This window comes from Streptomyces sp. NPDC025638, assembly GCF_055558775.1.
Map to the genome: position 1 here is coordinate 136,041 of NZ_JBVHLX010000013.1, position 26,405 is coordinate 162,445.

The 26,405-nt window shown below is 70.6% G+C and carries 25 protein-coding genes; 9 read left to right on the plus strand and 16 right to left on the minus strand.

Features of this window, described 5'->3' with window-relative positions; all coding sequences use genetic code 11:
* Positions 1-43: 43 nt before the first annotated feature.
* From ACZ4EG_RS30730 to ACZ4EG_RS30740, 3 genes are all read left to right on the plus strand, one after another.
* The gene (locus ACZ4EG_RS30730; RefSeq protein ID WP_467792861.1) at positions 44-1,048 is read left to right on the plus strand and encodes an acyl-CoA desaturase; all 1,005 of its coding nucleotides are present in this window, start codon (positions 44-46) and stop codon (positions 1,046-1,048) included.
* Positions 1,045-1,719: a TetR family transcriptional regulator gene (locus tag ACZ4EG_RS30735; protein WP_402635061.1), complete on the plus strand. Its 675-nt coding sequence runs from the start codon at positions 1,045-1,047 to the stop codon at positions 1,717-1,719. Before ACZ4EG_RS30730 ends, ACZ4EG_RS30735 begins: the two co-directional genes overlap by 4 nt.
* A gap of 114 nt (positions 1,720-1,833) precedes the next feature.
* Positions 1,834-2,448 (plus strand): Uma2 family endonuclease, encoded by a 615-nt coding sequence (locus tag ACZ4EG_RS30740; RefSeq protein WP_467792862.1) that lies wholly within the window; start codon positions 1,834-1,836, stop codon positions 2,446-2,448.
* Here ACZ4EG_RS30740 and ACZ4EG_RS30745 read toward each other — a convergent pair.
* On the minus strand, positions 2,420-2,806 hold the full coding sequence (locus ACZ4EG_RS30745) for a VOC family protein (RefSeq protein WP_467792863.1): 387 nt from the start codon (positions 2,804-2,806) through the stop codon (positions 2,420-2,422). The genes ACZ4EG_RS30740 and ACZ4EG_RS30745 overlap by 29 nt on opposite strands.
* Complete coding sequence (locus ACZ4EG_RS30750; RefSeq protein ID WP_453555176.1) at positions 2,806-3,618, minus strand: trans-aconitate 2-methyltransferase; 813 nt, start codon at positions 3,616-3,618, stop codon at positions 2,806-2,808. Before ACZ4EG_RS30750 ends, ACZ4EG_RS30745 begins: the two co-directional genes overlap by 1 nt.
* An 89-nt stretch (positions 3,619-3,707) precedes the next feature.
* Between ACZ4EG_RS30750 and ACZ4EG_RS30755 the strand changes: the two genes are divergently transcribed.
* A complete protein-coding gene (locus tag ACZ4EG_RS30755; RefSeq protein ID WP_453555178.1) occupies positions 3,708-4,205 on the plus strand; it encodes a MarR family winged helix-turn-helix transcriptional regulator in 498 nt (165 codons plus the stop codon).
* A 111-nt stretch (positions 4,206-4,316) separates the two neighbouring features.
* On the opposite strand, the gene ACZ4EG_RS30760 is transcribed toward ACZ4EG_RS30755, so the two are convergent.
* Positions 4,317-5,090, minus strand: a complete 774-nt coding sequence (locus tag ACZ4EG_RS30760) for a LuxR C-terminal-related transcriptional regulator (protein ID WP_467792864.1) — start codon at positions 5,088-5,090, stop codon at positions 4,317-4,319.
* Positions 5,091-5,356: 266 nt separating this feature from the next.
* Here ACZ4EG_RS30760 and ACZ4EG_RS30765 point away from each other — a divergent pair, with 266 nt between their 5' ends.
* Positions 5,357-5,812: a GNAT family N-acetyltransferase gene (locus tag ACZ4EG_RS30765; RefSeq protein WP_453555180.1), complete on the plus strand. Its 456-nt coding sequence runs from the start codon at positions 5,357-5,359 to the stop codon at positions 5,810-5,812.
* A gap of 8 nt (positions 5,813-5,820) precedes the next feature.
* Here the strand turns inward: ACZ4EG_RS30765 and galK are convergent, their stop codons facing one another.
* From galK to galT, 3 genes are read right to left on the minus strand one after another with little or no spacing between them, the layout of a single operon-like run.
* Positions 5,821-6,975: a galactokinase gene (galK, locus tag ACZ4EG_RS30770; RefSeq protein WP_467792865.1), complete on the minus strand. Its 1,155-nt coding sequence runs from the start codon at positions 6,973-6,975 to the stop codon at positions 5,821-5,823.
* A complete protein-coding gene (gene galE / locus ACZ4EG_RS30775) occupies positions 6,975-7,943 on the minus strand; it encodes a UDP-glucose 4-epimerase GalE (protein WP_390709888.1) in 969 nt (322 codons plus the stop codon). The genes galK and galE overlap by 1 nt, the downstream gene beginning before the upstream one ends.
* On the minus strand, positions 7,940-9,001 hold the full coding sequence (gene galT / locus ACZ4EG_RS30780) for a galactose-1-phosphate uridylyltransferase (RefSeq protein ID WP_467792866.1): 1,062 nt from the start codon (positions 8,999-9,001) through the stop codon (positions 7,940-7,942). The genes galE and galT overlap by 4 nt, the downstream gene beginning before the upstream one ends.
* A 125-nt stretch (positions 9,002-9,126) precedes the next feature.
* Here galT and ACZ4EG_RS30785 point away from each other — a divergent pair, with 125 nt between their 5' ends.
* Together ACZ4EG_RS30785 and ACZ4EG_RS30790 are read left to right on the plus strand one after the other, a co-directional pair.
* Positions 9,127-10,830 carry a sodium:solute symporter family protein gene (locus tag ACZ4EG_RS30785; protein ID WP_467792867.1) on the plus strand — a complete coding sequence of 568 codons (1,704 nt, stop codon included), beginning with the start codon at positions 9,127-9,129 and terminating at the stop codon, positions 10,828-10,830.
* A gap of 21 nt (positions 10,831-10,851) precedes the next feature.
* Positions 10,852-11,181 (plus strand): hypothetical protein, encoded by a 330-nt coding sequence (locus ACZ4EG_RS30790; protein WP_453555190.1) that lies wholly within the window; start codon positions 10,852-10,854, stop codon positions 11,179-11,181.
* Between the two features lie 61 nt (positions 11,182-11,242).
* Here the strand turns inward: ACZ4EG_RS30790 and ACZ4EG_RS30795 are convergent, their stop codons facing one another.
* The 4 genes from ACZ4EG_RS30795 to ACZ4EG_RS30810 form a co-directional block, all read right to left on the minus strand.
* A complete protein-coding gene (locus tag ACZ4EG_RS30795; protein ID WP_390709885.1) occupies positions 11,243-11,941 on the minus strand; it encodes a helix-turn-helix transcriptional regulator in 699 nt (232 codons plus the stop codon).
* 252 nt (positions 11,942-12,193) lie between these two features.
* A complete protein-coding gene (locus ACZ4EG_RS30800; protein WP_467792868.1) occupies positions 12,194-14,095 on the minus strand; it encodes an outer membrane protein assembly factor BamB family protein in 1,902 nt (633 codons plus the stop codon).
* Positions 14,096-14,150: 55 nt separating this feature from the next.
* Positions 14,151-15,953, minus strand: coding sequence for an outer membrane protein assembly factor BamB family protein (locus tag ACZ4EG_RS30805; RefSeq protein ID WP_453555194.1), 1,803 nt, complete (start codon positions 15,951-15,953; stop codon positions 14,151-14,153).
* A 245-nt stretch (positions 15,954-16,198) separates the two neighbouring features.
* Positions 16,199-18,007 (minus strand): ABC-F family ATP-binding cassette domain-containing protein, encoded by a 1,809-nt coding sequence (locus tag ACZ4EG_RS30810; RefSeq protein WP_467792869.1) that lies wholly within the window; start codon positions 18,005-18,007, stop codon positions 16,199-16,201.
* 155 nt (positions 18,008-18,162) lie between these two features.
* Between ACZ4EG_RS30810 and ACZ4EG_RS30815 the strand changes: the two genes are divergently transcribed.
* The gene (locus ACZ4EG_RS30815) at positions 18,163-18,759 is read left to right on the plus strand and encodes a Uma2 family endonuclease (RefSeq protein WP_467792870.1); all 597 of its coding nucleotides are present in this window, start codon (positions 18,163-18,165) and stop codon (positions 18,757-18,759) included.
* Between the two features lie 13 nt (positions 18,760-18,772).
* Here ACZ4EG_RS30815 and ACZ4EG_RS30820 read toward each other — a convergent pair whose 3' ends face one another.
* The 6 genes from ACZ4EG_RS30820 to rsmI all read right to left on the minus strand — a co-directional run bounded on the left by ACZ4EG_RS30820 (position 18,773) and on the right by rsmI (position 24,556).
* Positions 18,773-19,666, minus strand: a complete 894-nt coding sequence (locus ACZ4EG_RS30820) for a 4-(cytidine 5'-diphospho)-2-C-methyl-D-erythritol kinase (protein ID WP_467792871.1) — start codon at positions 19,664-19,666, stop codon at positions 18,773-18,775.
* Complete coding sequence (gene rsmA / locus ACZ4EG_RS30825; RefSeq protein WP_467792872.1) at positions 19,663-20,544, minus strand: 16S rRNA (adenine(1518)-N(6)/adenine(1519)-N(6))-dimethyltransferase RsmA; 882 nt, start codon at positions 20,542-20,544, stop codon at positions 19,663-19,665. Before rsmA ends, ACZ4EG_RS30820 begins: the two co-directional genes overlap by 4 nt.
* A 198-nt stretch (positions 20,545-20,742) precedes the next feature.
* Complete coding sequence (locus ACZ4EG_RS30830; protein ID WP_453555204.1) at positions 20,743-22,026, minus strand: ubiquitin-like domain-containing protein; 1,284 nt, start codon at positions 22,024-22,026, stop codon at positions 20,743-20,745.
* Positions 22,027-22,136: 110 nt separating this feature from the next.
* Positions 22,137-23,015 (minus strand): TatD family hydrolase, encoded by an 879-nt coding sequence (locus ACZ4EG_RS30835; protein ID WP_467792873.1) that lies wholly within the window; start codon positions 23,013-23,015, stop codon positions 22,137-22,139.
* A 47-nt stretch (positions 23,016-23,062) separates the two neighbouring features.
* Entirely contained in the window at positions 23,063-23,458 is a 396-nt protein-coding gene (locus ACZ4EG_RS30840) for a hypothetical protein (RefSeq protein ID WP_467792874.1), read from the minus strand.
* Between the two features lie 246 nt (positions 23,459-23,704).
* Positions 23,705-24,556 (minus strand): 16S rRNA (cytidine(1402)-2'-O)-methyltransferase, encoded by an 852-nt coding sequence (gene rsmI, locus ACZ4EG_RS30845; protein WP_467792875.1) that lies wholly within the window; start codon positions 24,554-24,556, stop codon positions 23,705-23,707.
* A gap of 97 nt (positions 24,557-24,653) precedes the next feature.
* Here rsmI and ACZ4EG_RS30850 point away from each other — a divergent pair, with 97 nt between their 5' ends.
* Positions 24,654-26,399 carry a dolichyl-phosphate-mannose--protein mannosyltransferase gene (locus ACZ4EG_RS30850; RefSeq protein ID WP_467792876.1) on the plus strand — a complete coding sequence of 582 codons (1,746 nt, stop codon included), beginning with the start codon at positions 24,654-24,656 and terminating at the stop codon, positions 26,397-26,399.
* Positions 26,400-26,405 lie beyond the last annotated feature (6 nt).

Sequence of the window (26,405 nt, forward strand, 5' to 3'; positions counted from 1 at the left end):
ACCCGGCACCCCCCCTTCACCCTCGACCCCACAGGGGACGCCCATGACCACGAGTTCCGATGTGATCGATGACGCCCCGCAGGCGACCGACGCAATCTCCTCCGCCACGCTGGGCGGTGAGCAGAAGCGTTCGATCGAGCAGATCACGCTGTTGCTGTTCATCACCGTGCCGTTCCTCGCGCTGGTGGCCGCGGTGCCGCTGGCGTGGGGCTGGGGGGTGAGCTGGCTGGATCTGAGCCTGCTGGTGTTCTTCTACTTCCTGGGCTGCCACGGCATCACGATCGGTTTCCACCGCTATTTCACCCACGGTTCGTTCAAGGCCAAGCGGCCCCTGCGGATCGCTCTGGCGATCATGGGGTCGCTGGCGGTCGAGGGTCCCCTGGTGCGCTGGGTGGCCGACCATCGCAAGCACCACAAGTTCTCCGACGCGGAGGGTGACCCGCACTCCCCGTGGCGGTACGGCGAGACCGTCCCGGCGCTGGTCAAGGGCCTGTGGTGGGCGCACATCGGCTGGATGTTCGACGAGGAGCAGACGTCGCAGGAGAAGTACGCGCCGGATCTGATCAAGGACCCGGCGATCCGGACGATCTCCCGCCAGTTCGTCTACTGGACGGCGCTCTCCCTGGCCCTGCCGCCGCTGATCGGCGGCCTGGTGACGATGTCCTGGTGGGGCGCGTTCACGGCGTTCTTCTGGGGGTCACTCGTGCGGGTGGCGCTGCTGCACCATGTGACGTGGTCGATCAACTCGATCTGTCACGCGGTGGGCAAGCGACCGTTCAAGTCGCGCGACCGCTCGGGGAACGTGTGGTGGCTGGCGGTCCTGTCGTGCGGTGAGTCCTGGCACAACCTGCACCACGCCGACCAGACCTCGGCGCGGCACGGTGTGGAGCGGGGTCAGCTGGACTCGTCGGCGCGGATCATCCGCTGGTTTGAGATGTTCGGCTGGGCGTACGACGTCCGCTGGCCGTCACGCTCGCGTATCGATTCGCGCCGTAACACCGCGGAAGACGGCTCTCGGCGGGGGGCCAAGGCCGCGAAGGCGGCATGATTGACGCCGTGGCGACCGACTCCAGCACCCCCAGCACCGAAAAGCCGCGGCGAGCGCGCCGGACCCGTATGACCGGCGCCGAGCGCCGCCAGCAGTTGCTCGAGATCGGTCGCACCCTCTTCGCGGCGAAGGGCTTCGAGGGCACGTCGGTGGAGGAGATCGCGGCGAAGGCCGGGGTCTCCAAGCCGGTGGTGTACGAGCACTTCGGCGGCAAGGAGGGGCTGTACGCGGTGGTGGTGGACCGCGAGATGCGCCGGCTGCTCGACATGGTGACGAGCAGCCTGACGGCCGGCCATCCCCGCGAGCTGTGCGAGCAGGCGGCGTTCGCGCTGCTGGACTACATCGAGGAGTACACGGACGGCTTCCGCATCCTGGTCCGTGACTCCCCGATCCCCCAGTCGACGGGTTCCTTCGCGTCGCTGATCTCGGACATCGCGACCCAGGTGGAGGACATCCTGGGCCGCGAGTTCAAGTCCCGCGGCTTCGACCCGAAGCTGGCGCCGCTGTATGCCCAGGCGCTGGTCGGGATGGTGGCGCTGACCGGTCAGTGGTGGCTGGACGTGCGCCGCCCGAAGAAGGCGGAAGTCGCCGCCCACCTGGTGAATCTCGCGTGGCACGGGCTGGACGGGCTGGAGCCGAAGCCGCGGTTGATCGGGCACCGGAGGAGTTAGCGGTGTCCGGGTGTCCGGCGCAGGGTGCTGATCACCCGATGTGATGACCTTTGTCGGTTCCGGCGGCTAGCGTGGGTACCAGGCCGCTGAATCCCACTCATGGGAGGAATCACCATGACTGCCGAGCCGAGCAGCGCACACGACGCCGAGCCCGGCATCCACCTGCCCGTGCCGCCGCCCGAGGGTTTCACGGTCGACGATCTGTTCACACTGCCGGACCTCCCGCCGCACACCGAGTTGATCGACGGGAATCTGGTCTTCGTGAGTCCGCAGCGACGTTTCCACAGCAAGATGATGGAACTGCTGGTGAACGGCCTGCGCTCCAGACTGCCGGAGAATCTGAGCGTCGAGCGGGAGATGACCGTGGTCCTGGACCGCCGCAACGCTCCGGAACCCGACATCGGTGTCGTCCGCGTGGAAGCGATCACCGGCCTTGAGCAGACCCGGTTCCAGGCGGAGGACCTGGTGCTCGCCGTCGAGGTCGTCTCCCCGGACTCCGAGGCCCGTGACCACGACGCCAAGCCCTCCAAGTACGCGGCCGCCGGAATCCCCCATTTCTGGCTGGTCGACATGGCCGAGGGGAATCAGCACCCCGTGGTCCGGACGTACGAGCTCGACCCGGCGACCAAGACGTATGTGGGCACCGGCATCCACCACGACAAGCTCGCACTCTCCGTGCCCTTCGACATCAGCATCGACATCAGGCTGGACGCCCTGAGGCGTCTGTAGCCCCCGGCTCCAGGAACTCCAGCCGGTTCCCCACCGGATCCTCCGAGTAGAAGCGGCGGTGGCCCGGGAGGTTGTCGTCCCAGGTCACCGGTGCCGCACCCGCGGCCAGCCGGGCCGCGTACGCCTCGATGTCCGTCACCCGCAGCCCCGGGTGGGCCTTCTTCGCGGGCCGGAAGTCCTGCTCGATGCCCAGGTGGAGCTGGACGACGCCCGCCTCGAACCAGCAGCCGCCGCGCGCCGCGAGCGCCGGCGGTTTGGGGAGTTCCGTCATACCGAGGACGTCGACGTAGTACGCCCGCAGCAGGTCCTCGGAGCCGGGCGGGGCGGCGAGCTGGACATGGTCGAGAGCGGCGAGCATCAGCCCTCCTTGCGGGCGACGGCGAACAGCCGGCGGAACGGGAGCACGGTGCCGTACTCCTGGCTCGGGTACGCCTCCCGCAGCAGGTCCCGGTATTCGGTGACGAACGCGTCCCGGGCCTCAGGGTCGTCGGCGAGGACGGTGAGGGCGGGCCGCAGTCCCGTCCCCTTGACCCAGTCGAGGACGGGGTCCTCGCCGTGCAGGACGTGGAAGTACGTGGTCTGCCACACGTCGGTGGCGCAGCCGAGGCGGGCCAGCCGGTCGAGGTAGACGCCGGGGGCGTGGACGGAGTCCTCGTGGCGCAGGACGTCGGCGAGGCGGGCCTTCCAGCGGGGCGTGGCGGCGAGCTCGCGCATCAGGGCGTGCAGCGGGGCGTCGATGTTGTCGGGGACCTGGAAGGCGAAGGTGCCGCCGGGTTCGAGGGCGCCGATCCAGTCGGCGAAGCGGTCGGCGTGGCCGGGCACCCAGTGGAGGGTGGCGTTGCTGACGATCAGGTCGTACGGCTCCCCGGGCGTCCAGGTCCGTACGTCGGCGTGGGCGAAGTCCAGACGGCCGCCGCCTGAGGTGGGCCCCTCGTGGTCGACGTGGGCCTTGTCGAGCATGTCGGGCGAGTTGTCGTAGCCGGTGATGTGCGCGGTGGGCCAGCGCTCGGCGAGCAGGGCGGTGACATTGCCGGGGCCGCAGCCTAGGTCGGCGATGCGGGGCCGGGTGCCCGGCAGGTCGGGGATGCGGGCGAGGAGGTCGGTGAAGGGGCGGGCGCGGTGACCGGCGTGACGCAGGTACTGGCCGGGGTCCCAGGTCGGCTTCGTCATGTCCTCCACTCTCCTCGGCGATGTATCTCGATGTCAAGAGACTTGAAATCAAGAGACTTCATGTCGACACAACCACTACACTGATCGTCATGGAGGACGAGGTCGATCGGCTGGTCGCTGCGTGGCGCCGGGAGCGCCCGGACCTCGACGTGGAACCGCTCGAAGTGCTGAGCCGGGTGAGCCGGCTGGCCCGGCACCTGGACCGGGCGCGTCGGCTGGCCTTCGCCGAGCACCAGCTGGAGCCCTGGGAGTTCGACGTGCTGACCGCGCTCAGGCGCGCGGGGGCGCCGTATCAGCTCTCGCCGGGACAGCTGCTGACCCAGACCCTGGTCACCTCGGGCACGATGACGAACCGCATCGACCGCCTGACGAAGAAGGGCCTGGTCGAGCGACTGCCCGACCCCAATGACCGGCGCGGGGTGCTGGTGCGACTGACGGAGGAAGGCCGCGACCGCGCCGACCAGGCCCTGGCGGGCCTGCTGGACCAGGAGCGGGCGATCCTCGCGGAACTCTCCCGCGCCCAGCGGGGCGAACTGGCAGCGCTGCTACGCCAGTTGACCGCCCCGTTCGACAACATCCCCGGCTGAGCGCCTGCCGGGCGGATCATGCCGGAGACGCGGGGTCTGGCACGCACTCCCCCAAGCTCTCGGCTTCGCTCGAGCAGGGGGCACCCCCACGACCCCGCTCGCCTGCGCCGATCAGGCGCTGTTGGTTTCCTCCGCCCTGATCCGCCCGGCAGGCCCCAGGTCGACCGGCCCCACCCCGGCCCGGCGCGCGAGTGCGACCGCGGCGAGGGTGGAGTGGACTCCCAGTTTGCCCAGGACGTTCTGCATATGGGTGCGCACGGTGTGCGGGGAGAGGAACAGGCGTTCGGCGACGGCCTTGCGGCCCAGGCCCGCGACCATGCAGCGCAGCACCTCCCGCTCCCGCGGGGTGAGGGACTCCACCAGCCGCTCGCTCTCGGTGCGGTGCTTGCGGGCGGCCGTCAGCTCCCGCAGCACTCCCGTGAGCAGGGCGGGCGGGAGGTGGGTCTCGTCGCGCAGGACGCCGCGGATGACGTTGAGCAGCCGGGACAGCGAGCAGTCCTTGGCGACCCAGCCCGAGGCACCGGCCTGCAGGGCCAGGGCCGCGCGCCGCGGGTCGTCCTTCTCGGCGAGGACGACGGTCCGTACGCCGGGCTGTGCCGAACGGACGCCCGCGACCAGCGAGATGCCGTCGACGAGCCCCTCCTCGTTGCCTTCCTGCACCGGCACGGCCGGCCGCGCACCGGGCACATGGCACCCCAGGTCGGCGTCGACGAGCAGCACGTCGAAGCGGCGGCCCTCGGCGGCCGCCCGCTCCATGCAGCGCAGTGCGGCCGGACCGCTGCCGGCCGCGGAGACGTCGACGTCGGGCTCGGCGGCGAGGGCCGCGGCGAGCGACTCGGCGAAGATGCGGTGGTCGTCGACGACCAGGACTCGGATGCGAACCATGTAACCCCCTTCCCCAAGCTCCACTAGGAGCAGGGGAGACCCCATCGCCCGGAGAACGCCGACCGGCGCGGGTACGACCCCCACGAGTACGGGTGACGCACACCGCACGGCCGCCGCCGTGCAGAGACTGCTACCCCCACCGCGGGCGTCGTACCCGACTGTCTCGCCCCCTGATCGGCACCGGCCCCCACCGGTGCTGTTCATCAGGGTACGGCCGGGGACCCGGAGCGGAAGGTTATTTGCAGAACTGGCTGTCCAGCGCGTTTATGGTGTGCCGCATGTTTCGTATTGAGGCAGAAGTCGACAAGGCGAGGCGCGATCTTCTCCGTTCCCGGCTGCTGGACACCAACACGGCGGCCTCCCCCGTGCTGGCCGCCCTGCGCGGCACGCCGGCGGAACGAGAGGCCCCGCTCCATGTGTGGGCCCTGGACGGGACCGGGGAGCAGGCGGGCGGACTGGTCGGCCACACCTGGACGACCTGGCTGCACGTCACCTACCTGTGGGTCGACGAACGGCACCGCGGCTCGGGCCTGGGCTCCCGGCTGCTCGCGGAGGCGGAACGCATCGCCCACCAGGACCGCGGCTGCCGCTCGGCCCGCCTGGAGACCTGGGACTTCCAGGCCCCGGACTTCTACCGGAAACAGGGCTACGAGGTGGTGTGCGTGATCCCCGACTATCCACCGGGGATCACGGAGTACACCCTGACGAAGCGACTGGGCTGACCCGGCCGTCAGCCCACCCGCCGCGCCCCCGCCGCCGGTACCGCCTCGAACAGCCGCGGTGCCGTGAAGTCCGCCGCGGCGAAGGCCTCCTCGATCGCCTTGGTGATCGAGTCGACGTCGGTTGCCTCCGCGAGGACGATCGCTGAGCCTCCGAAGCCGCCGCCGGTCATCCGCGCGCCGAGCGCGCCCGCGGTCAGGGCCGTGTCGACGACCAGGTCCAGTTCGGGGCAGGAGATGCGGAAGTCGTCGCGGAGCGAGGCGTGGCCCTCGGTGAGGACCGGGCCGATCGCCCGGGTGTCGCCCGACTCCAGGAGCGCCACGACGCGTTCGACGCGCTGGTCCTCCGTGACGACGTGGCGCACCAGGCGGCGCACCTCCTCCTCGTCGCCCAGCCGGGCCAGTGCCGCGTCCAGGCCGGCGTACGGGATGTCCCGCAGCGCGTCGACGCCGAGCAGCGCCGCGCCCTTCTCGCAGCCGGCCCGGCGCTTGCCGTACTCGCCGTCACTGTGGGCGTGCTTGACCCGGGTGTCGACCACCAGCAGGCGCATGCCCTGTGCCGCCAGGTCGAAGGGGATCTGCTTCTGGGAGAGGTCACGGGTGTCGAGGAACAGGGCGTGGCCCTCCTCGCAGCAGGCCGACGCGGTCTGGTCCATGATCCCGGTGGGGGCGCCGACGTAGACGTTCTCGGCGCGCTGGCACAGGCGGGCCAACTGCCGGCGCTGGAGGCCGAGTTCGTACAAGTCGCCCAGGGCCAGGGCGATCACGACCTCCAGGGCGGCCGAGGAGGACAGGCCGGCGCCGGTCGGGACCGTCGAGGAGAGGTGGATGTCGGCGCCGGTGACCCGGTGGCCGGCCTCGCGCAGTGCCCAGACCACACCGGCCGGGTACGCCGTCCAGTTGCGGTCGCTCTCGGGTGCGAGGGCGTCGAGCGAGAGCTCCACGACACCGCCCTCGACGTCCGAGGAGTGCAGGCGCAGCACCCCGTCCGTGCGCCGGGACACCGCCGCCGTCGCCACGTGCGGCAGCGCGAACGGCATGACGAAGCCGTCGTTGTAGTCGGTGTGCTCGCCGATCAGGTTGACCCGGCCGGGCGCCGACCAGACGCCCTCCGGTTCGGCCCCGTACAGCTCGACGAAGTCCTGGCGGACCTGCTGTGCCCCCACTACTGCTCCCTTGCGATCTTCTGCGCGAACTCCCAGGCGTCCGCGACGATGGCGGCGAGGTCCGCGCGGGACGGGTTCCAGCCGAGGCGCTCGCGGGCGGCCTGGGCGGAGGCGACCAGGACGGCGGGGTCGCCGCCCCGGCGCGGGGCCACGACCTCGGGGATCGGGTGGCCGGTCACCCGGCGGACGGTCTCGATGACCTCGCGGACGGAGAAGCCCTCGCCGTTGCCGAGGTTGCAGATCAGGTGCTCGCCGGGCCGCGCGGCCCCCAGGGCGAGGAGGTGGGCCTCGGCCAGGTCCGCGACGTGGATGTAGTCGCGCACGCAGGTGCCGTCCGGGGTCGGGTAGTCGTCGCCGAAGACGGAGATCGCGTCGCGGCGGCCCTGGGCGACCTGGAGGACGAGGGGGATGAGGTGCGACTCGGGGTCGTGCCGCTCGCCCTGCGCGCCGTAGGCGCCGGCCACGTTGAAGTAGCGCAGCGACACCGCGCCCAGACCGTGGGCGGCGGCCTCGCCGCTGATCATGTGGTCGACGGCGAGCTTGGAGGCGCCGTAGGGGTTGGTGGGCCGGGTGGGGGCGGTCTCGACGATCGGGACCTGCTCCGGCTCGCCGTAGGTGGCCGCGGTGGAGGAGAAGACGAGCTTGCGGACGCCGGCCTCGCGCATCGCGCCGAGCAGGGCCATGGTGCCGCCGACGTTGTTGTCCCAGTACTTCTCGGGCTTCACGACCGACTCGCCGACCTGGGAGAAGGCGGCGAAGTGCAGGACGCCGTCGTAGGAGGGGTCGAGCCACTTGGCGGCGTCGCGGATGTCGCCCTCGACGAAGGCGGCGCCCGCGGGCACGCCCTCGCGGAAGCCGGTGGAGAGGTTGTCCAGGACCGTGACCTCGTGGCCGGCCTCCAGCAGGTGCTGGGCGACGACGCCGCCGACGTAGCCCGCACCGCCGGTCACCAGATACTTGCCGCTCATGAACTCGCTACCTCTCGCAGTCGCTGGGCCGCGCGTTCCGGCGGCACGTCGTTGATGAACACGCTCATGCCGGATTCGGAACCCGCGAGAAACTTCAGCTTGCCGGAAGTGCGGCGGATGGTGAAAAGCTCAAGGTGGAGCGCGAAGTCGTCACGGCTGACCCCCTCGAACTCCTCCAGCTGGCCGAACGGCGCCTGGTGCCAGGCGGAGATGTACGGCGTCGGAGGCTCACCCTGGCCGAAGATCCGGTCGAAGCGCCTCAAGAGTTCCAGATAAACCTTGGGGAACTCTGAGCGCGCCGCCTCGTCGAGCGCGAGCAGGTCGGGGACGCGGCGCTTGGGGTACAGGTGGGCCTCGTAGGGCCAGTGCGCGGCGTACGGAACGAAGGCCACCCAGTGTTCACCCTCAAGGACGACCCGCTCACCGGCGAGCTCCTGCTCTATGAGGGTGTCGAAGAGATTGCCCCCGCCGGTGGCCTCCTTGTGGGCGGCGAGGGAGTTCAGCATCAGCGCGGTGCGCGGGGTGGTGAAGGGGTACGCGTAGATCTGGCCGTGCGGGTGACCGAGCGTCACGCCGATCTCCTCGCCGCGGTTCTCGAAGCAGAACACCTGCTCGACGGAGGGGAGGTGCGACAGCTCCGAGGTCCGGTCCGTCCACGCGTCGAGGACGAGGCGGGCCTGCTCCTCGGTGAGGTCGGCGAAGGACGCGTTGTGGTCGGAGGTGAAGCAGACGACCTCGCAGCGGCCCGAGTCGCCGGCCAGCGACGGGAAGCGGTTCTCGAAGACGACGACGTCGTACGACGAGTCCGGGATCTCGCTCAGGCGGTCGCCCGCCGATGGGCACAGGGGGCACTCGTCGGCCGGGGGGTGATAGGTGCGGCCCTGGCGGTGCGAGGCGATCGCGACCCGGTCGCCGAGCAGCGGGTCGCGGCGGATCTCGGAGGTGGTCACGGTGCGGTCCAGGGGGCGCCGGTCGACCGCGTCGCGCACGGTGTCGTCCCGCAGGTCGTAGTAGATCAACTCACGACCGTCGGCCAGTCGAGTCGAGGTCTTCTTCACTACGGACTCCCTATCCGAGCCACCTTCAACCTTCAAACAGAAACGAACACACCAAAACACAACTCACCACGGCAGTCAACATCGCAATCAAACAACGTGGATGAGCGGACGTGTTCAATAACGGAGTGCAAATCCCCACATATGCCCTCACACAGGCCCCGGAGCAGCTGGCAGCCGAGCTGCGGCTCCCCACGAACGGACTGGACTACACGATCCTCGCGATCTACTTCGCCGTCGTCCTGGGCATCGGCTTCGCGGCTCGCCGCTCGGTGAAGACCACCCTGGACTTCTTCCTCTCCGGGCGTTCCCTGCCCGCCTGGATCACCGGTCTCGCGTTCATCTCGGCCAATCTCGCCGCGACCGAGATCCTCGGCATGGCGGCCAACAGCGCGCAGTACGGCGCCTACACCGTCCACTGGTACTGGATCGGCGCCATCCCCGCCATGGTCTTCCTCGGCCTGGTGATGATGCCCTTCTACTACGGCAGCAAGGTCCGCTCGGTCCCCGAGTTCCTGCTGCTGCGCTTCGACCGGTGGGCCCACCTGCTGAGTTCGATCCTGTTCGCCTTTGCGGCGATCCTGATCGCCGGTGTGAACCTGTACGCCCTCGCGATCGTCGTCGAGGCCCTGCTGGGCTGGCCGCAGTGGGTGGCGATCGTCGTCGCCGGCTTCTTCGTGCTCGCCTACATCACCCTCGGCGGGCTCTCCTCCGCGATCTACAACGAGGTGCTGCAGTTCTTCGTGATCCTGGCGGCCCTCATCCCGATCTCCGTGCTCGGCCTGAAGAAGGTCGGCGGCTGGAGCGGGCTGAGCGACAAACTCACCGTGCTGCACGGCCCCGACTTCGTCACCGCATGGGGCGGCACGGGCATCGGCAGTCCCAACCCGCTCGGCGCCAACTGGCTGACCATCGTCCTCGGCCTCGGCTTCGTGCTGTCCTTCGGCTACTGGACGACGAACTTCGCCGAAGTGCAGCGCGCCCTGTCCGCGAGGAACCTCTCCGCAGCACAGCGCACGCCGCTGATCGCCGCGTACCCGAAGATCTTCATCGTCTTCCTGGTGATGATCCCGGGCCTGGTCACCGCCGCGCTGGTGCCGAACATCGGCACCAAGAGCTCCCACCTCCAGTACAACGACGCCATCCCCTATCTCATGCAGGAGCTGCTGCCCAACGGCGTGCTGGGCATCGCGGTGACGGGTCTGCTGGCGGCGTTCATGGCCGGAATGGCGGCCAACGTGTCGTCCTTCAACACGGTGTTCACCAACGACATCTGGTCGAAGTACGTGATCCGGCACCGCGAGGACGAGTACTACGTCCGCTTCGGCCGCCTGATCACGGCGATCGGCGTGGCGGCCTCCGTCGGCACGGCGTTCCTGGCCTCCTCGTTCTCGAACATCATGGCCTACCTGCAGACACTGTTCTCCTTCTTCAACGTGCCGATGTTCGTCGTCTTCATCGTCGGCATGTTCTGGAAGCGGGCATCGGCAAAGGCCGGCTTCTGGGGGCTGCTCGCCGGCACCGTCACGGCGATGGTCAACTACTTCGTCATCTACAAGCGGGGCATCATCGGCATCCCCTCCGACCAGGGCGCCAACTTCGTCTCCGCGATCGCGGGCTTCGTGGCCGGCGCGGTCGTCATGTTCATCGTCACCCTGTTCACCGCGCCGAAGCCGGCCGAGGACCTGGAGGGCCTCGTCTACGGCACCCGCTCCCCCGGCATGGCCGAGCCGCCCGCCGCCGGCGACGACGCCTGGTACCGCAGGCCGGCCCTGCTGGGCTGGGGCGCGGTGATCCTGGCCGCCGCCTGCTACATCCCGTTCTCGTTCTGACCGCGGGAGAATGGAGAAACCATGTCCGACGAATACGGATACTCCGGCTATTCCGAGCGGGACCTCCAGCGGGAAGTCCTCGATCTGGAGCACAAGTCCACGACCGCCGCCCGCATCTTCGACCTGCGCCGCATCATCGGCATTCTGTTCGTGGTCTACGGGATCATCGTCACGATCGCCGGCATCACCGCCTCGGACGCCGAGATCGCCAAGGCGCAGGGCGTCAACATCAATCTGTGGACCGGGATCGGGATGCTGCTCCTCGGCCTGTTCTTCCTGGTCTGGCTGAAGCTGCGGCCCACCCCGCCACCGCTCCCGGAGGCCGCCCCGGACGACAAGCCGCACGAGTGACGGCCCGCGGGGCCGGAGTCCATCGCGCTCCGGCCCCACCGGTGCGGGGGACGGCACCCTCCTAGGAGTCCGGGTGCGCGGTCGACGCGTTCGGCACCGGTCCCGCCCTGTCCAGCAGCCCCGTCCGGGCCGCCAGGGCCGCCGCCTCCAGCCGGGAGCCGACGCCCAGCTTCATCAGGACGCGCTGCACATGGGTACGGGCCGTGCTCGGGGCGATGCCCATGCCGGCCGCGATCAGCCGGGTGTCCTCACCGTCGGCGACCCTGACCAGGACCTCGACCTCCCGCGGGGTGAGCATCTGCAGCAGGCGCTGGCCCTCGTCGTCGGGCTGGGCGGCGGGATTCAGGAGTTCGCTGAAGGCTCCCTGGAGCAGCTGCGGGGCGACGGCCGCCTCGCCCGCCCGGGCCTTCATGATCGCCCGTTCCACCCCTTCTATCCGCTCGTCGTGACGCACGTACCCCGACGCACCGGCCGCGAAGGCCGCCGCGATCCCCCGCGGGGACGGCACCGGGCCCAGGACCAGCATCGCGACCTGCGGACGCTCCCGCTTGATCCGCACCACCGGATCGAAGGCCCCCGGCTCGGCCGGTGCCGCCGTACCCAGCAGGCACACCTCGGGCGCACGGCTGATCACCAGCTCTGCCGCGCCCGCGGCCGGAGCCGCCGCCGCGAGCACCCGGTGCCCGCGCAGCTTCAGCGCCGAGGCCAGCGCCTCCGCGAGCAATCGGTGGTCGTCGACCACCATGAGCCGCACTCCCATAGAAGCAACCCCCCAGTCCCCCCAATGGATGCCCCACTATGGATGTCCACTGGTCCACATGGACAGAGGGCCCCCCGGCACCCCTGCCCTTCATGACCCCGGAAGCTACACGCTTGTTCGACGTCGCGCTGCCCCTACTGATGAGAAGTGCCCCGGATCGACGGAATTTCTGGCATTCGAGGGTGATGAGCGGTACGTGAACGGCCCCGCCCCTGAGCAGGGGCGGGGCCGTCAAACGGGGGGGGCGCGCGATCAGCCGCCCGCGCCGAACGCGACCGCCAGGTACTCCTTGCCGTACGCGGAGTTCGACTTGTGGGCGAAGACCGCCGACATGTAGAGGTGCCCCTGGGAGTAGAGGATCTCCGCGTACTCCGGCAGCATGCTGGTCTCCACGTCCCGCACGTCCCGGGTGGCCGGGTTCTCCAGCAGCTTGGTCTCCTTGAAGGAGCCGCCGTCGATGCTGACGATCTGGCCGCCCTTGTCATAGGGCGGGCGCTTGTACGCGATCAGGTTGCCGCCGTCCATGCGCAGCGGGGAGATCGTGTAGCCGTCGCCGGCATCGGCGCGCTGGCCGGTCTGCTTGCCGGTGCTCAGGTCGAACGCGACGATCTCGTTCGTCTTGCTGTAGTCGCCCTTGCCGTCGTGTTCCTCGGTCGGCACGTACAGCTTGTCGTTGCCGACCACGATCTCCTTGCAGTACTCGATGCGGGAGATGCCGTCGCAGCGGCCGCCGTAGGAGTCACCGGGCGCGTTGATCCTGGCGCGCAGCTTGCCGGTCTTGTTGTCGATGGAGAAGTAGTCCGAGATGCCACTGCCGTCGCCCGCGCTGTCGCCGACGTCGGCGGCCACCACCAGCGGGTTCGTCGAGACGACGCTGGCGTACTCGATGCCCTGGGCCATCTTGTACTCGGAGATCACCTTGCCCGACTTGGGGTCGATGGTCTGGATGTGCAGCTGGCGGTTGTCGTACTGACCGCACTTGCGCACGGCCACCAGCTTGTCGCCGCCGCCGTACCCGGCGTCGTAGCAGGTGTCGGTCGGCTTCGGCTGCCAGAGCACCTTGCCGGAGTCGATGTCGAAGGCGGCGCCGCCATTGGTGCTGCCGACCGCGACGGTCCGCTGGGCGACCGTCACATTGTCGAAGTTGATGGGGTAGTCACCGGAGTCGGCCGTCTTCGTCCACAGCTTCTTGCCCGCGTCGAGGTCGATGGCCGCGACCTGGCTGCAGCCCGCGGAGGAGCTCTTCGCGGGCATCTTCGGCTGGAAGGTGATCGCCGTCAGATTGTCCGAGGTGACGTGGGTGGTCGCGTTGCACACGGGGCCGGGCAGGTCGATCGTCCACAGCTTGCTGCCGCTGTCGGGGTCGTAGCCGACGATCTGGGCGATGCCGCTCTTGGCGTACACCTTGTCGGTGAGCCAGGAGCCGGTGGTGACGACCGTGTCGTCCGCCTTGGGCAGCGGGACCTTGAAGCTGATCGCGGAGGCGAGGTCCGAGGGCACCTTCTCCTTGCCGCCCGAGGTCGTGCCCCCGCTGCCGCCCTTCTCGTCCTTGCCGCCGGTGCTGCCGCCGGAGCTCGCGGTGTCGTGCTTCTTGCCGTCGTCGCCGGACGACTTCGCGTACCAGATGCCGCCGCCGACGATCAGGGCGATCACGACGAGGGCCGAGACGATGATGACGAGCGAGGAGTTGACCTTCCGCCCGCCCCCGCCCGGCGCCCCGGGCTGCGGCTGGAGCGGCATGGTGGGCTGGCCCGGGTAGCCGTAACCGGGCTGCTGTCCATAGCCCGGCTGCTGCCCGTAACCGGGCTGCTGGCCGTACGCGTTGGGCTGGGTGTACGGGTTCGGCGGCTGGGCGGGGTAGCCGTAGCCCGGGGGCGTCTGGGGGGCGCCCTGCGGGGCCTGGGGGTATCCGTAGCCGGGCGGCGGCGGAGGCGGCGTCTGCGGGGCCTGCTGCGGATAGCCGTAGCCCGGCTCCGGCGCCTTCTGGAGACCCGGCGGGGTCGGCGGAGTGGCAGGCGGGGCCTGCGGCGTGGCCGGTGGGGTCTGTGGAGTGGCCGGCGGCGGCGTGGGCGTCGCGGGCGGCTGGTCCTGGGGCGGGCCGAAACCGCCCTGCTGCGGGGGCTGGTTGGGCGGCGGAGGCGGCGGCTGGGTCATGACAGGTGTACCTCGGAAGGACGGGGACGGAGGAGAAGCGGGGTGCGGACCGGGCTCACTTGCCGAAGGCAAGCATCAGCTTCTCCTTCGTGTCGTCGTTGCCGTTGAGCCGGGTGGACGAGATGTAGAAGCGTCCGTCGGCCCATTCGATCGCACCGTCGAAGAAGCCGTCCTCGATCTCCGCGGTGCCCTGCGGGTTCTGCAGCAGCTTCGTCGTGGTGTGGGCGGAGCCGGTCGTGGGGATCGACACGACCTGGCCGCCCGCGTCGTACGACGGGTGGACGTAGGCCACGAGTTGGCCGCCCTCCACCTTGACGGGCGTCATCGACTCGTCCGCCGGGGACTTCACGCGCCACGCGGCCTTGCCGGTGGCCAGGCTGATCGCGACGATCTCGTTGGCGCCGCTGGTGGAGTCGGTGGGCAGATAGAGGGTGTTCGCGTCGGCGGCGACGCCCTGGCAGCCCTGGAGGTCGCGTTCGAGGATCGCCCAGCCGCACTGCGGGGCGAACTTCTCGTCGACCTTGACCTCGGAGCGGAACTTGCCGTTGCCGGTGAAGGTGGAGATGTTCCAGGCCTTCTTGTCCTCGTTGGTCAGATAGACCACGAGCGGGTCGACGGAGTAGGTCCGCGCGACCGTCCAGCCCTTCTTCACCGGCTGGGTCCAACGGACCTTGCCGGTGGCCGGGTCGAGCTCCTGGATCTCGTCGTGCTCGTTGCTGCCCGTGGCGTCGCAGGAGGCCACGGAGATCAGACGGTTCGTGCCGCCCGCGAACGCGGTCGGGAAGCAGTCGGTGCCGTACCTCTTCTTGTCGAACAGCTTCTTGCCGCTGGCGAGGTCGTACGCCGTGCCCGACTGCGAGCGGCCCACCATCAGCGTCTTGCCGGCGATGGTCAGCTCCAGGCTGAGCGTGCTGTCGAACAGCGCGCCGTCGGCGACCGTGCCGCTCCAGCCCTTCTTGCCGGTGTCGAGGTCGATCTGCTGGAGCTGGTTGCACTTGGCGCGGTCGCTGGTGCCGCTCATGTACGCCACGACGACCTTGTTGTCGGCCGACTTCACCGGGGTGACCGCGCAGATCTTCTGCGCGAAGGTGATCGGGGACCAGGCCGGGGCGCCATTGCCGACGCGGTAGCCGAAGACCTGCTTGTACGCCGCCTTCACCGCCGTGCTGCCGGTGATCCACATACCGGGTGCGTCGGCGCCGGAACCGGGCGCGTCCGGAGCCGTCTTGTACCAGAGCACCCTGGCCTCGCCGGGTTTGCGGCCCTCGTTGAGGTTGTCCGGGTCCGAGCCGCCGTCGCCGCTGCCGTCACCGGGGTTGACCGGGTCGGCGGAGCCGGTGGACTTGGAGTCGTCGCTCTGCTGGGCGACCGGCTTCTTCTTGCCGCCGTCGTCGCCACTGGCCACGTAGAAGCCCACGCCGACGACGAGCAGCGCCGCCACCGCGGCCGCGGTGATCACGGCGGGCTTCCCCTTGAAGGGGTTCTTCGAGCCGCCGGGCGGCGGGGTGCCGGGCGCGCCGGGGAACTGCGGCTGCTGCGGGTAGCCGTAACCGGGCTGCTGTCCGTACGGCCCCGGCTGCTGCGGCTGCCCGTATGCGCCGGGGGCGCCATAGGGACCGGGCTGCCCGTACGGGCCGGGCTGCTGCGGGTAGCCGTAGCCCGGCTGCGGCTGCTGGGGCGGCTGGGCCGGCGGAGGCGGGGCCGCCGGAGTGCCCTGGGGGGCGCCGAAACCTCCCTGCGCGGGCGGCGTCTGTGCTGGTGGCGTCTGCGGGGGCCCGAAGCCGCCGCCCTGTGGTGGCTGGTCCTGCGGTGCTCCGAAACCACCCTGCTGCGGCGGCTGGTTGGGCGGCTGAGTCATCAGCGCTCTCCCCCTCGTTCACTGATTTTTAGCCACGCCCTGAGGTTCGTGTCGGACCCAAGGTCGTACTCAGAAAGTTCTCAGACGGCTCTTTCTATCACCCGGTACAGACAGCACACGGGGCCGTGCCCACCCCTGTTCCCAAGGGAGGACCGGCCCGTGATGCCGTCGTTATGCGCCTTCACGCCCCCTTCACGCAGCGCACGCGCCCCCTGCGCGCGAGGGATGACGAGAGAGAGGAAAGGTCAGGCGTCCTCCGCCAGTTCCAGCCACCGCAGCTCCAGCTCCTCCCGCTCGCCCGCCAAGTCCCGCAGCTGCGCGTCGAGTTCGGCGACCTTCGTGAAGTCAGTGGCATTCTCGGCGATTTGCGCGTGCAGCTTGGTCTCCTGCTCGGAGATCTTGTCCAGCCGGCGCTCGATCTTCTGGAGTTCCTTCTTGGCGGCGCGCTGGTCGGCGGCGCTCTTCTCCGGGGCGGCGGCCCTGGGCGCCGCGGCGGCGGCCGAGGCGGCGACCGCCTCCTCCATCCGCCGCCGCCGCTCCAGGTACTCGTCGATGCCGCGCGGCAGCATCCGCAGGGTGGCGTCGCCGAGGAGGGCGAACACCCGGTCGGTGGTGCGCTCGACGAAGAACCGGTCGTGGGAGATGACGATCATCGAGCCGGGCCAGCCGTCGAGGACGTCCTCCAGCTGGGTGAGGGTCTCGATGTCGAGGTCGTTGGTGGGCTCGTCGAGGAAGAGGACGTTCGGCTCGTCCATCAGCAGCCGCAGCAGTTGCAGGCGGCGCCGCTCACCGCCGGACAGGTCCCCCACCGGCGTCCACTGCTTCTCCTTGTTGAAGCCGAACGTCTCGCACAGCTGTCCCGCCGTCATCTCGCGGCCCTTGCCGAGATCGACGCGCTCACGCACCTGCTGCACCGCCTCCAGGACCCGCCAGTTCGGGTTCAGCTCGGCGACCTCCTGGGACAGATAGGCGAGCTTGACGGTCTTGCCGACGGTGACCCGGCCGCCCGCGGGCTGCGCCTCCCCCTGGGTGCGGGCCGCGTCGGCCATGGCGCGCAGCAGCGAGGTCTTGCCGGCGCCGTTGACGCCGACCAGGCCGATGCGGTCGCCGGGGCCGAGCTGCCAGGTGACGTGCTTGAGCAGCACCTTGGGCCCGGCCTGGACGCTCACGTCCTCCAGGTCGAAGACGGTCTTGCCGAGCCGCGAGGAGGCGAACTTCATCAGCTCGCTGCTGTCGCGCGGCGGCGGCACGTCCTTGATCAGCTCGTTGGCGGCCTCGACGCGGAAGCGCGGCTTGGAGGTACGGGCGGGCGCGCCGCGGCGCAGCCAGGCCAGCTCCTTCCTGACGAGGTTCTGCCGCTTGGTCTCCTCGGTGGCGGCGATGCGCTCGCGCTCGGCGCGGGCGAAGACGTAGTCGGAGTAGCCGCCCTCGTACTCGTACACGTCACCGCGCTGGACGTCCCACATGCGGGTGGACACCTGGTCGAGGAACCACCGGTCGTGCGTCACGCACACGAGCGCCGAGCGCCGGTTCTGCAGATGCCGGGCCAGCCAGGAGATGCCCTCGACGTCGAGGTGGTTGGTGGGCTCGTCGAGGACGAGCAGGTCCTGCTCCTCGATGAGCAGCTTGGCGAGCGCGATCCGCCGCCGCTCGCCACCGGACAGCGGGCCGATGACGGTGTCCAGCCCCTTCGGGAAGCCGGGCAGGTCGAGCCCGCCGAACAGCCCGGTGAGTACGTCCCTGACCTTGGCGTTTCCGGCCCACTCATGGTCGGCCATGTCACCGATGACCTCGTGGCGGACGGTGGCGGCCGGGTCGAGGGAGTCGTGCTGGGTAAGCACGCCGAGCCGCAGCCCGCCGGACTGCGTGACCCTTCCGGTGTCGGGCTCCTCCAGCTTGGCCAGCATCCGGATGAGGGTGGTCTTTCCGTCGCCGTTGCGTCCGACGACCCCGATCCGGTCCCCTTCCGACACGCCGAGCGAGACACCGTCCAGCAGGGCACGGGTGCCGTACACCTTGCTGACGTTCTCGACATTGACCAGGTTGACGGCCATTTCACTCCTGCGCAGGGGGGTCGGTCAGCCTTCTAGCCTAGGGCCTGCGGGGTGGGGGCGGGGCGCGAGGGGGCGGTCACTCTTTGTGATGACGTGATCGGGATCGGCGGCTACTGTGGAGGACGGGCGCCAGGATCTTGTCCATGGGAGGAACCATGACAGCCCAGCCTGCCGAACAGTCCGGATGGCGTATGCCTCCATTGGACGGCTACACCATCGATGACTTGCTGACATTGCCGGATCTCCCGCCGCACACCGAGCTGATCGACGGGAGCCTGGTCCTCGTGAGTCCGCAGCGCTACTTTCACTTCGCCGCGATCGACCTGCTGGTCAGCGGCCTGCGCCGCACTGCGCCTCCCGATTTGAAGGTCGCCCGCGAAATGACCGTAGTACTGGACCGGCGCAACGGTCCCGAGCCGGACATCTCGGTGATCAGGGCCGCCGCCAAGACGGGGCCGGAACAGACGTACTTCAAGGGGCAGGACGTCGTACTCGCCGTCGAGGTCGTCTCCCCGGAATCCGAAGCCCGCGATCGGCTCACCAAGACACACAAGTACGCAGAGGCGGGCATCCGGTACTACTGGCTGGTGGAGATGGCCGGGCCGGAGAAGCATCCGGCGGTCGAGGTCTTCGAGCTGTCGGAGAACACGGGCACGGGCATGTACCGGCCGATTGGTACGTACCGCGACCGCGTCAAGGTCGACAGGCCCTACCCCATCGACATCGACCTGACCGCCATCGACGAGCTCTGAGCGGAACCCGCCCTCAGAGCACCGACGCCCCCGCCGCAGGCCCCGCAGCCACCCGTACCGACCTGCACGTCCCTGACGTCCGCAGCGCCTGCGCGACCTTCTCCACCGACTCGGCATCGCGCGTGAGGAACGCGGTCGTCGGCCCCGAGCCGGAGACCAGCGCGGCAAGCGCACCGGCCCCGCGTCCTGCCTCCAGCGTGTCGGCCAGCTCCGGGAAGAGGGAGAGCGCGGCCGGCTGGAGGTCGTTGGAGACGGCCGCCGCCAGCGCCTCGGGGTCGCCCTTCGCCAGTGCTTCCAGCAGCTCCGGCGAGGCGACCGGCTCCGGGATGTCCCGGCCCTCCGCCAGCCGGTCGAACTCACGGAACACCGCCGGGGTCGACAGCCCGCGGTCCGCCATCGCGAACACCCAGTGGAAGGTCCCGCCGACGTCGAGGGCCGTCAGTTGCTCCCCGCGCCCGGTGCCCAGCGCCGCCCCGCCCACCAGACCGAAGGGCACGTCGCTGCCCAACTCGGCGCAGATGGCGAGGAGTTCGGCGCGGGAGGCACCCGACCCCCACAGCGCGTTGCAGGAGAGCAGCGCGCCCGCGCCGTCCGCGCTGCCGCCCGCCATGCCGCCGGCGACCGGGATGTCCTTGGTGATGTGGATGTGCACGGCCGGGTCGATGCCACGGCGCCCGGCGAGCGCGATCGCCGCGCGCGCCGCGAGGTTGGTGCGGTCCAGGGGGACCTGGTCCGCGTCCGGTCCCTCGCAGGTGACGCGCAGCTCTTGTGCCGGGGTGACTGTGACCTCGTCGTACAGGCCGACGGCGAGGAAGACGTTGGCGAGGTCGTGGAACCCGTCCGGCCGGGCAGCGCCCACGGCGAGCTGGACGTTGACCTTGGCCGGAACCCTGACCGTGACGCTCACTTGCCCGTCCCCTCGTACGCGTCCTTGTGCTCGGCGATCCGCGCGAACTCCTCGACCGTCAGCGACTCCCCGCGCGCCTGCGGCGAGATGCCGGCGGCGACGAGGGCGGCCTCGGCGGCCGCGGCGGAACCCGCCCAGCCGGCGAGCGCGGCCCGCAGGGTCTTGCGCCGTTGTGCGAACGCCGCGTCGACGACCGCGAAGACCTCGCGCTTGGAGGCGGTCGTCTTGATCGGCTCTGTCCGCCGGACGAGGGAGACGAGCCCGCTGTCGACGTTCGGCGCGGGCCAGAAGACATTGCGGCCGATGGCCCCGGCCCGCTTCACCTCGGCGTACCAGTTGGCCTTGACGGAGGGCACGCCGTACACCTTCGAGCCGGGCCCGGCGGCGAGCCGGTCGGCGACCTCGGACTGCACCATCACCAGCGTCCGCTCGATGCCGGGGAAGGTGTCGAGCATGTGCAGCAGCACCGGAACGGCCACGTTGTAGGGCAAGTTCGCGACGAGGGCCGTGGGGGCGGGGCCGGGCAGCTCGGCGACGTGCATCGCGTCGGAGTGGACCAGCGCGAACCGGTCCGCGCGCTCCGGCATGCGCGCCGCGATCGTCGAGGGCAGCGCGCCGGCCAGGACGTCGTCGATCTCGACGGCGGTGACGTGGTCGGCGACCTCCAGCAGCGCGAGGGTGAGGGAGCCGAGCCCCGGGCCGACCTCGACGACCACGTCGTCGGGGCGGACCTCGGCGGTGCGGACGATCCGGCGGACGGTGTTCGCGTCGATCACGAAGTTCTGGCCGCGCTGCTTGGTGGGACGCACGCCCAGCGCTGCCGCGAGCTCACGGATGTCGGCGGGGCCGAGGAGGGCGTCTGGGGTGGGGCTGCTCACGGGACAAGGGTACGGGGGTGCGGCCGCCGGGATCACCAGGGTGCCCCGGGCCACGGCCAGGGGGTGTCGTTCGGATCAGGTCGGCCGTGACGCGGACTGGCCGACCCCGAGCGGGGTCATGGGGGTTCCCCCTGTTCGAAGAGCTTGGGGGAGTGCGTGCCAGACCCCGCGACACCGGGATGGTCCGAACGACACCCCCTAGCCGTGCAGCCGGGAGCCGCAGTGCGGCCAGGGGCTGGTGCCCCGCTGCACGTACAGCTTCTTCGCCCGGAACGTCTGCTCGTCCTCCGACGCGTCCTGCGGGCGCCCCTTGCCGCCGAGGCTGTGCCAGGTGCGGGAGTCGAACTGGTAGAGGCCGCCGTAGGTCCCCGACGGGTCCACCGCGTGCGGCCGGCCGCCGGACTCGCAGTCCGCGAGGCCGTCCCAGTCCAGGTCGTCGGCGTCCTGCACGGACGGCGGATGCGGCCTCGAACCCACCTTCACGACCTGGGTGCGCGGCTCCCGCACGACCTCGGACTGCTCCAGGCGCGGCTTCTGCCGGACCCCGTTGACGGTCCGCACGAGGTAGGCGACCCGCCGCAGCCCCGGCTGCCCGGCCCGCTCGACGACCTCCGTGCCCCGGAACAGCGCGGGGTCGGCGGTTCGCGTCACGTCGAACGGGATCGCCTCCTCCCGGACCTCCTGGGTGCCGCTCACCCGCAGCACGGTCACCGTCTGCCCGTCCCGCGGGAAGCTCTCGGGCGGGACGGACGTGGTGTCCTCGCCGTGCAGGGTGACCCCGGCCTCCTCGACGGCCTCGCGGACGGTCGCCGCGTTGGTGCGGATGACGCGGGCCCGGCCGTCCGCCATGATCGTGACGGCGCGCTCGGTGCGTACGTCGAGCGTGAGCCCGGCGCGTCCGATGGGCCGGGAGCGCGAGGCCGAGAGGTAGGCGCCCTCGGCACGCACGCCCAGCTGGGCGAGCACCTCGTCCACCGTGCGCGCCGTCGTCCACACCTCGCGCCGCTGACCGTCCAGGGTGAGCCGCAGGGGGCGCCCGTAGTGCACCTCGACCTCGTCGCCGCTGGTGAGCGCCGTGCCGGGAGCGGGCACGACCAGGTCGTACGCCCCGACGCGCACGCCCTCCCGGGCGAGCAGTTCGGTCACGTCGTCGGCGAAGGTGTGCAGCGTGCGCGGCTTCCCGTCGACGGTGAGCTCGACCGCCTTGTCCTTGGCGACGAACGCGGTGGTGCCGCCGGCGAGGAACGCGACGACCAACGCCTGCGGCACCAGTCGGCGCACGGTGGACTCCGACCGTGCGGCGGAGCGTGCCCGGCGCCGCCGCGCGGCTCGCCCGTGCGTCTGGCGGGGCAGCACCTGCCGGTCGTAGGAGGGCCGGTAGGTGTCCTCGTACGGAGGGGCCTCGTACATCCCGTAGGGCAGGGTCTCCGCGGTGTGCACCAAGGGGTCGGGGCCGTACGTCTCGTACTGCGACTTGCTCACGCACGCTCCAGGGAGCCAGAGGGGTCCGGATCGGGCCCCCAGAACCTAGCGGAGCGGGCGTCGCTCTCCAAAGTCGCGCGATTACGGACTGTTGCCCACCGAACGTGCGATCAGTAGCCGAAGGCGCGGGCCGCGTTCGCCCCCAGGGCGGTCGCCAGCGCGTCTTCGTCGATGCCGCGCACGGCGGCCATCGCGCGCACGGTGACCGGAACGAGATAGGGGGCGTTGGGCCGTCCGCGGTAGGGCGCCGGGGTCAGGAAGGGCGCGTCGGTCTCCACGAGGACCAGTTCCAGCGGGGCGACGACGAGGGCGTCGCGCAGGTTCTGGGCGTTCTTGAAGGTGACGTTCCCGGCGAAGGACATGTAGTAGCCCTCGCGTGCGCACACCTCGGCCATCTCGGCGTCGCCCGAGTAGCAGTGGAAGACGGTGCGCTCGGGGGCGCCCTCCTCCTTGAGGACGCGCAGGACGTCGGCGTGGGCGTCGCGGTCGTGGATGACCAGTGCCTTGCCGTGCCGCTTGGCGATCTCGATGTGGGCGCGGAAGGACCGCTCCTGGGCCGCCTTGCCCTCGGGCCCGGTGCGGAAGTGGTCCAGGCCCGTCTCGCCGACGCCCTTGACCTGGGGCAGAGCGGCCAGCCGGTCGATCTCGGCGAGCGCCTCGTCCAGCGCCGCGTCGCCGCCCGGCTCGCGTGCGCCCTGCCGCGACCAGCCGTCGGGGTCGCCGTGGACGATGCGCGGGGCCTCGTTGGGGTGCAGGGCGACGGTCGCGTGGACGCTGTCGTACGCCGCCGCCGTCCGGGCGGCCCACTGCGAGCCCTTGATGTCGCAGCCGACCTGGATGACCGTCGTCACTCCCACCGACGCGGCCTTGGCAAGGCCTTCCTCGACGGTGCCGGACTGCATGTCGAGGTGGGTGTGGGAGTCGGCGACGGGCACCCGGAGGGGCTCCGGGAGCGGCGGCGCCGCGTTCTTGTCGGCGTTCGAAGGCATGCCCCGATCCTACGAAAGGGGCATGCCCCGTCGGCCGGGCGAGGGGTTCAGCTCGCCCTGCGCTGGAACGGATGCAGGAGATCGGACAGATGCCAGTGGTGCTGCTCCTCGGCCTGCGCGGGCGTCTCGGCCTCGGCCTCGGGCGGCGTCCCGTGCGGGTGCCGCTGCGCCGCGCTGCGCACCGACGAGACCTGCCCCGGCCGCATGATCCGTACGACGTGGCCGTCGCAGTTCTGGCAGCTGGGCCGGCTCAGCGGGGACGGAACGACCGTGCCGTTCGCCACGTACGTGACGAACTCGTGGCCATCGGCGTCCGTGTGGTGCTCTATCGCGTACGACTGCTCCCAGCCGTGCCCGCATCGCATGCAGGCGAAGGAATACGACTCGTGAACGACTGCGCTCGCCGTACCGCGGAGGCCGGTCTGCCCTGCGATCTCACTCATGCCAGCTCCTCGGGTCCGCTGGACAAAGGGACGGGTGCGTCCCTTCGACCAAGTGGACGCCTTCACCGACGCGAACGCACCCGGCCTGTCGAGTGTTGGAGGCGATTTGGACTTTCCTTGCCATACCGGCCCCGGGTACCGGGTGCGGGCTTTGCCTTCCGCAACTGCCCTTTGCCCACCCATGGGGCGCGCGCTCATGGGAGAAGCAGCCTGCTCAGAGGGGATGTGAGCCCGACGTGAGCCCCCTCACGACGGCGGCGCGTTCTTCGCCGCGACCACCGCGTCGAACACCTCCCGCTTGGGCAGTCCCGCCTCCGCGGCCACCGCGGCGATCGCCTCCTTGCGCCGCTCCCCCGCCTCCTCACGCACCCGCACCCGGCGCACCAGTTCCTCGGCGTCGAGCTCCTCGGGGCCGCGCTCGGGGGCGCCCTCGACGACGACGGTGATCTCGCCGCGCACACCCTCCGCGGCCCAGGCGGCCAGCTCGGCGAGCGGTCCGCGCCGTACCTCCTCGTACGTCTTGGTCAGCTCCCGGCACACCGCGGCGCGCCGCTCGGCGCCGAACACCTCGGTCATCGCGGCGAGGGTGTCGTCGAGGCGGTGCGGGGCCTCGAAGTAGACGAGGGTGCGGCGCTCCTGGGCGACCTCGCGCAGCCGGGAGAGCCGTTCGCCCGCCTTGCGCGGCAGGAACCCCTCGAAGCAGAACCGGTCGACGGGCAGCCCGGACAGCGCGAGGGCGGTGAGCACGGCGGACGGTCCGGGCACCGCGGTGACGTGGATGTCCTTCTCGACGGCCGCGGCGACCAGGCGGTAGCCGGGGTCGGAGACCGACGGCATGCCGGCGTCCGTGACGAGGAGCACACGCGCCCCGCCGAGCAGTTCCTCGACCAGCTCGGGCGTGCGGGCCGACTCGTTGCCCTCGAAGTAGGACACCACGCGGCCCTTGGGCGTCACGCCCAGCGCCTGGGTGAGCCGGCGCAGCCGCCGGGTGTCCTCGGCGGCGACGACGTCCGCGCCGGCGAGCTCCTGAGCGAGCCGGGGCGGCGCGTCCGCGATGTCGCCGATGGGGGTGCCCGCCAAAACAAGGGTTCCAGTCACGCTCCCCATCCTCCCAGGGCCCTGGGAGGCGCAACGCACACCAACCGGTGAGGCGCATGCGCGGGACTCACACAGAACGTTTCCCTACGATGGCGCGGTGACCAGTACCGCGTCCTCCACGGACACCCGGCAGGGCCAGGCACCGCACGACCAGCGGCCGTCGTGGCAGCAGCGGCTGCGCCGTTTCGGCTACACGGCGGGGCACAGAAGCGACGGCGATGTCCTCGACCGGCTGGTGCCGCCGTACGCGGCGCCCAGCCCGCGGCTGTGGCTGGTGCTGGGCGTGCCGCGGACGCCGGCCGAGCGGATCGGCCGCTGGTCGGGCTGGGGCGGTCCGCTGCTGGTGACGCTGATGGCGGGCCTGATGCGGTTCTGGCACCTGGGCAGCCCGAAGGCGGTGATATTCGACGAGACGTACTACGCCAAGGACGCCTGGGCGCTCGTCCACCGCGGCTTCGAGGTCAACTGGGACAAGAACGCCAACGATCTGATCCTGCAGAAGGCGGGGCACGTCGGCATCCCGTCGGACGCGGCGTACGTGGTGCACCCGCCGGTCGGCAAGTACGTCATCGGACTCGGCGAGCTGCTCTTCGGGTTCGACCCGTTCGGCTGGCGGTTCATGACGGCGCTGCTGGGCACGCTGAGCGTGCTGCTGCTGTGCCGGATCGGGCGCCGTGTCTTCCGCTCGACGTTCCTCGGCTGTCTGGCCGGCGCGCTGATGGCGGTGGACGGGCTGCACTTCGTGATGAGCCGTACCTCGCTGCTCGACGGTGTGCTGATGTTCTTCGTGCTCGCGGCCTTCGGCTGCCTCGTCATCGACCGGGACAAGTCGCGGGAGAAACTCGCGGCCGCGCTGCCCATGGACGCGGACGGCCGGGTCCGCCCGGACCCGCACGTCGGTGACAGTCTCCGTCTGGGGTGGCGGCCCTGGCGCTGGGCGGCGGGCCTGCTGCTCGGCCTGGCCATCGGCACGAAGTGGAACGGCCTCTACATCCTGGCCGCGTTCTGTGTGATGGCGCTGCTGTGGGACGTCGGCGCCCGCAAGGTGGCCGGTGCCTGGCACCCGTACGTGGCGGTCCTCAAGCACGACACGGGCATCACGTTCCTGGCCACGGTCCCGGTGGCCGTCGCCGTGTACCTGTTCTCCTGGATCGGCTGGATCCTCTCCCCGACCGACGGCACCGGCGGCTACTTCCGCAACTGGGCGGCCACCGACGGCAAGGGCGGCAGCTGGACCTTCCTGCCCGACTGGCTGCGCAGCCTGTGGCACTACGAGCACGAGGTGTACGAGTTCCACGTCGGCCTGTCGTCCCCGCACACGTACCAGTCGAACCCGTGGAGCTGGATCGTGCTGGGCCGCCCGGTCTCGTACTTCTACGAGTCCCCCTCGCCCGGCGCGGACGGCTGCCCGGCGGACGCGGGCCAGAAGTGCGCCCGTGAGGTCCTCGCCATCGGCACGCCGGTGCTGTGGTGGGCGGCCTGCTTCGCGATCCTCTTCGTCCTGTGGCGCTGGGCCTTCCGCCGCGACTGGCGCGCGGGCGCCATCGCCTGTGGCATCGCGGCCGGTTACCTCCCCTGGTTCATGTACCAGGAGCGCACGATCTTCCTCTTCTACGCGGTCGTGTTCGTCCCGTTCCTGTGCCTGGCGGTGGCCATGCTGATCGGCGCGATCATCGGCCCTCCCGGCTCCACGGACACCCGCCGCGTGATCGGCTCGGCGGGCGCGGGCGTCCTGGTCCTGCTGATCGCCTGGAACTTCATCTACTTCTGGCCGCTTTACACCGGCACAGCCCTCCCCATCGACTCCTGGCGTTCACGTATGTGGCTGGATACCTGGGTCTGAGTCACG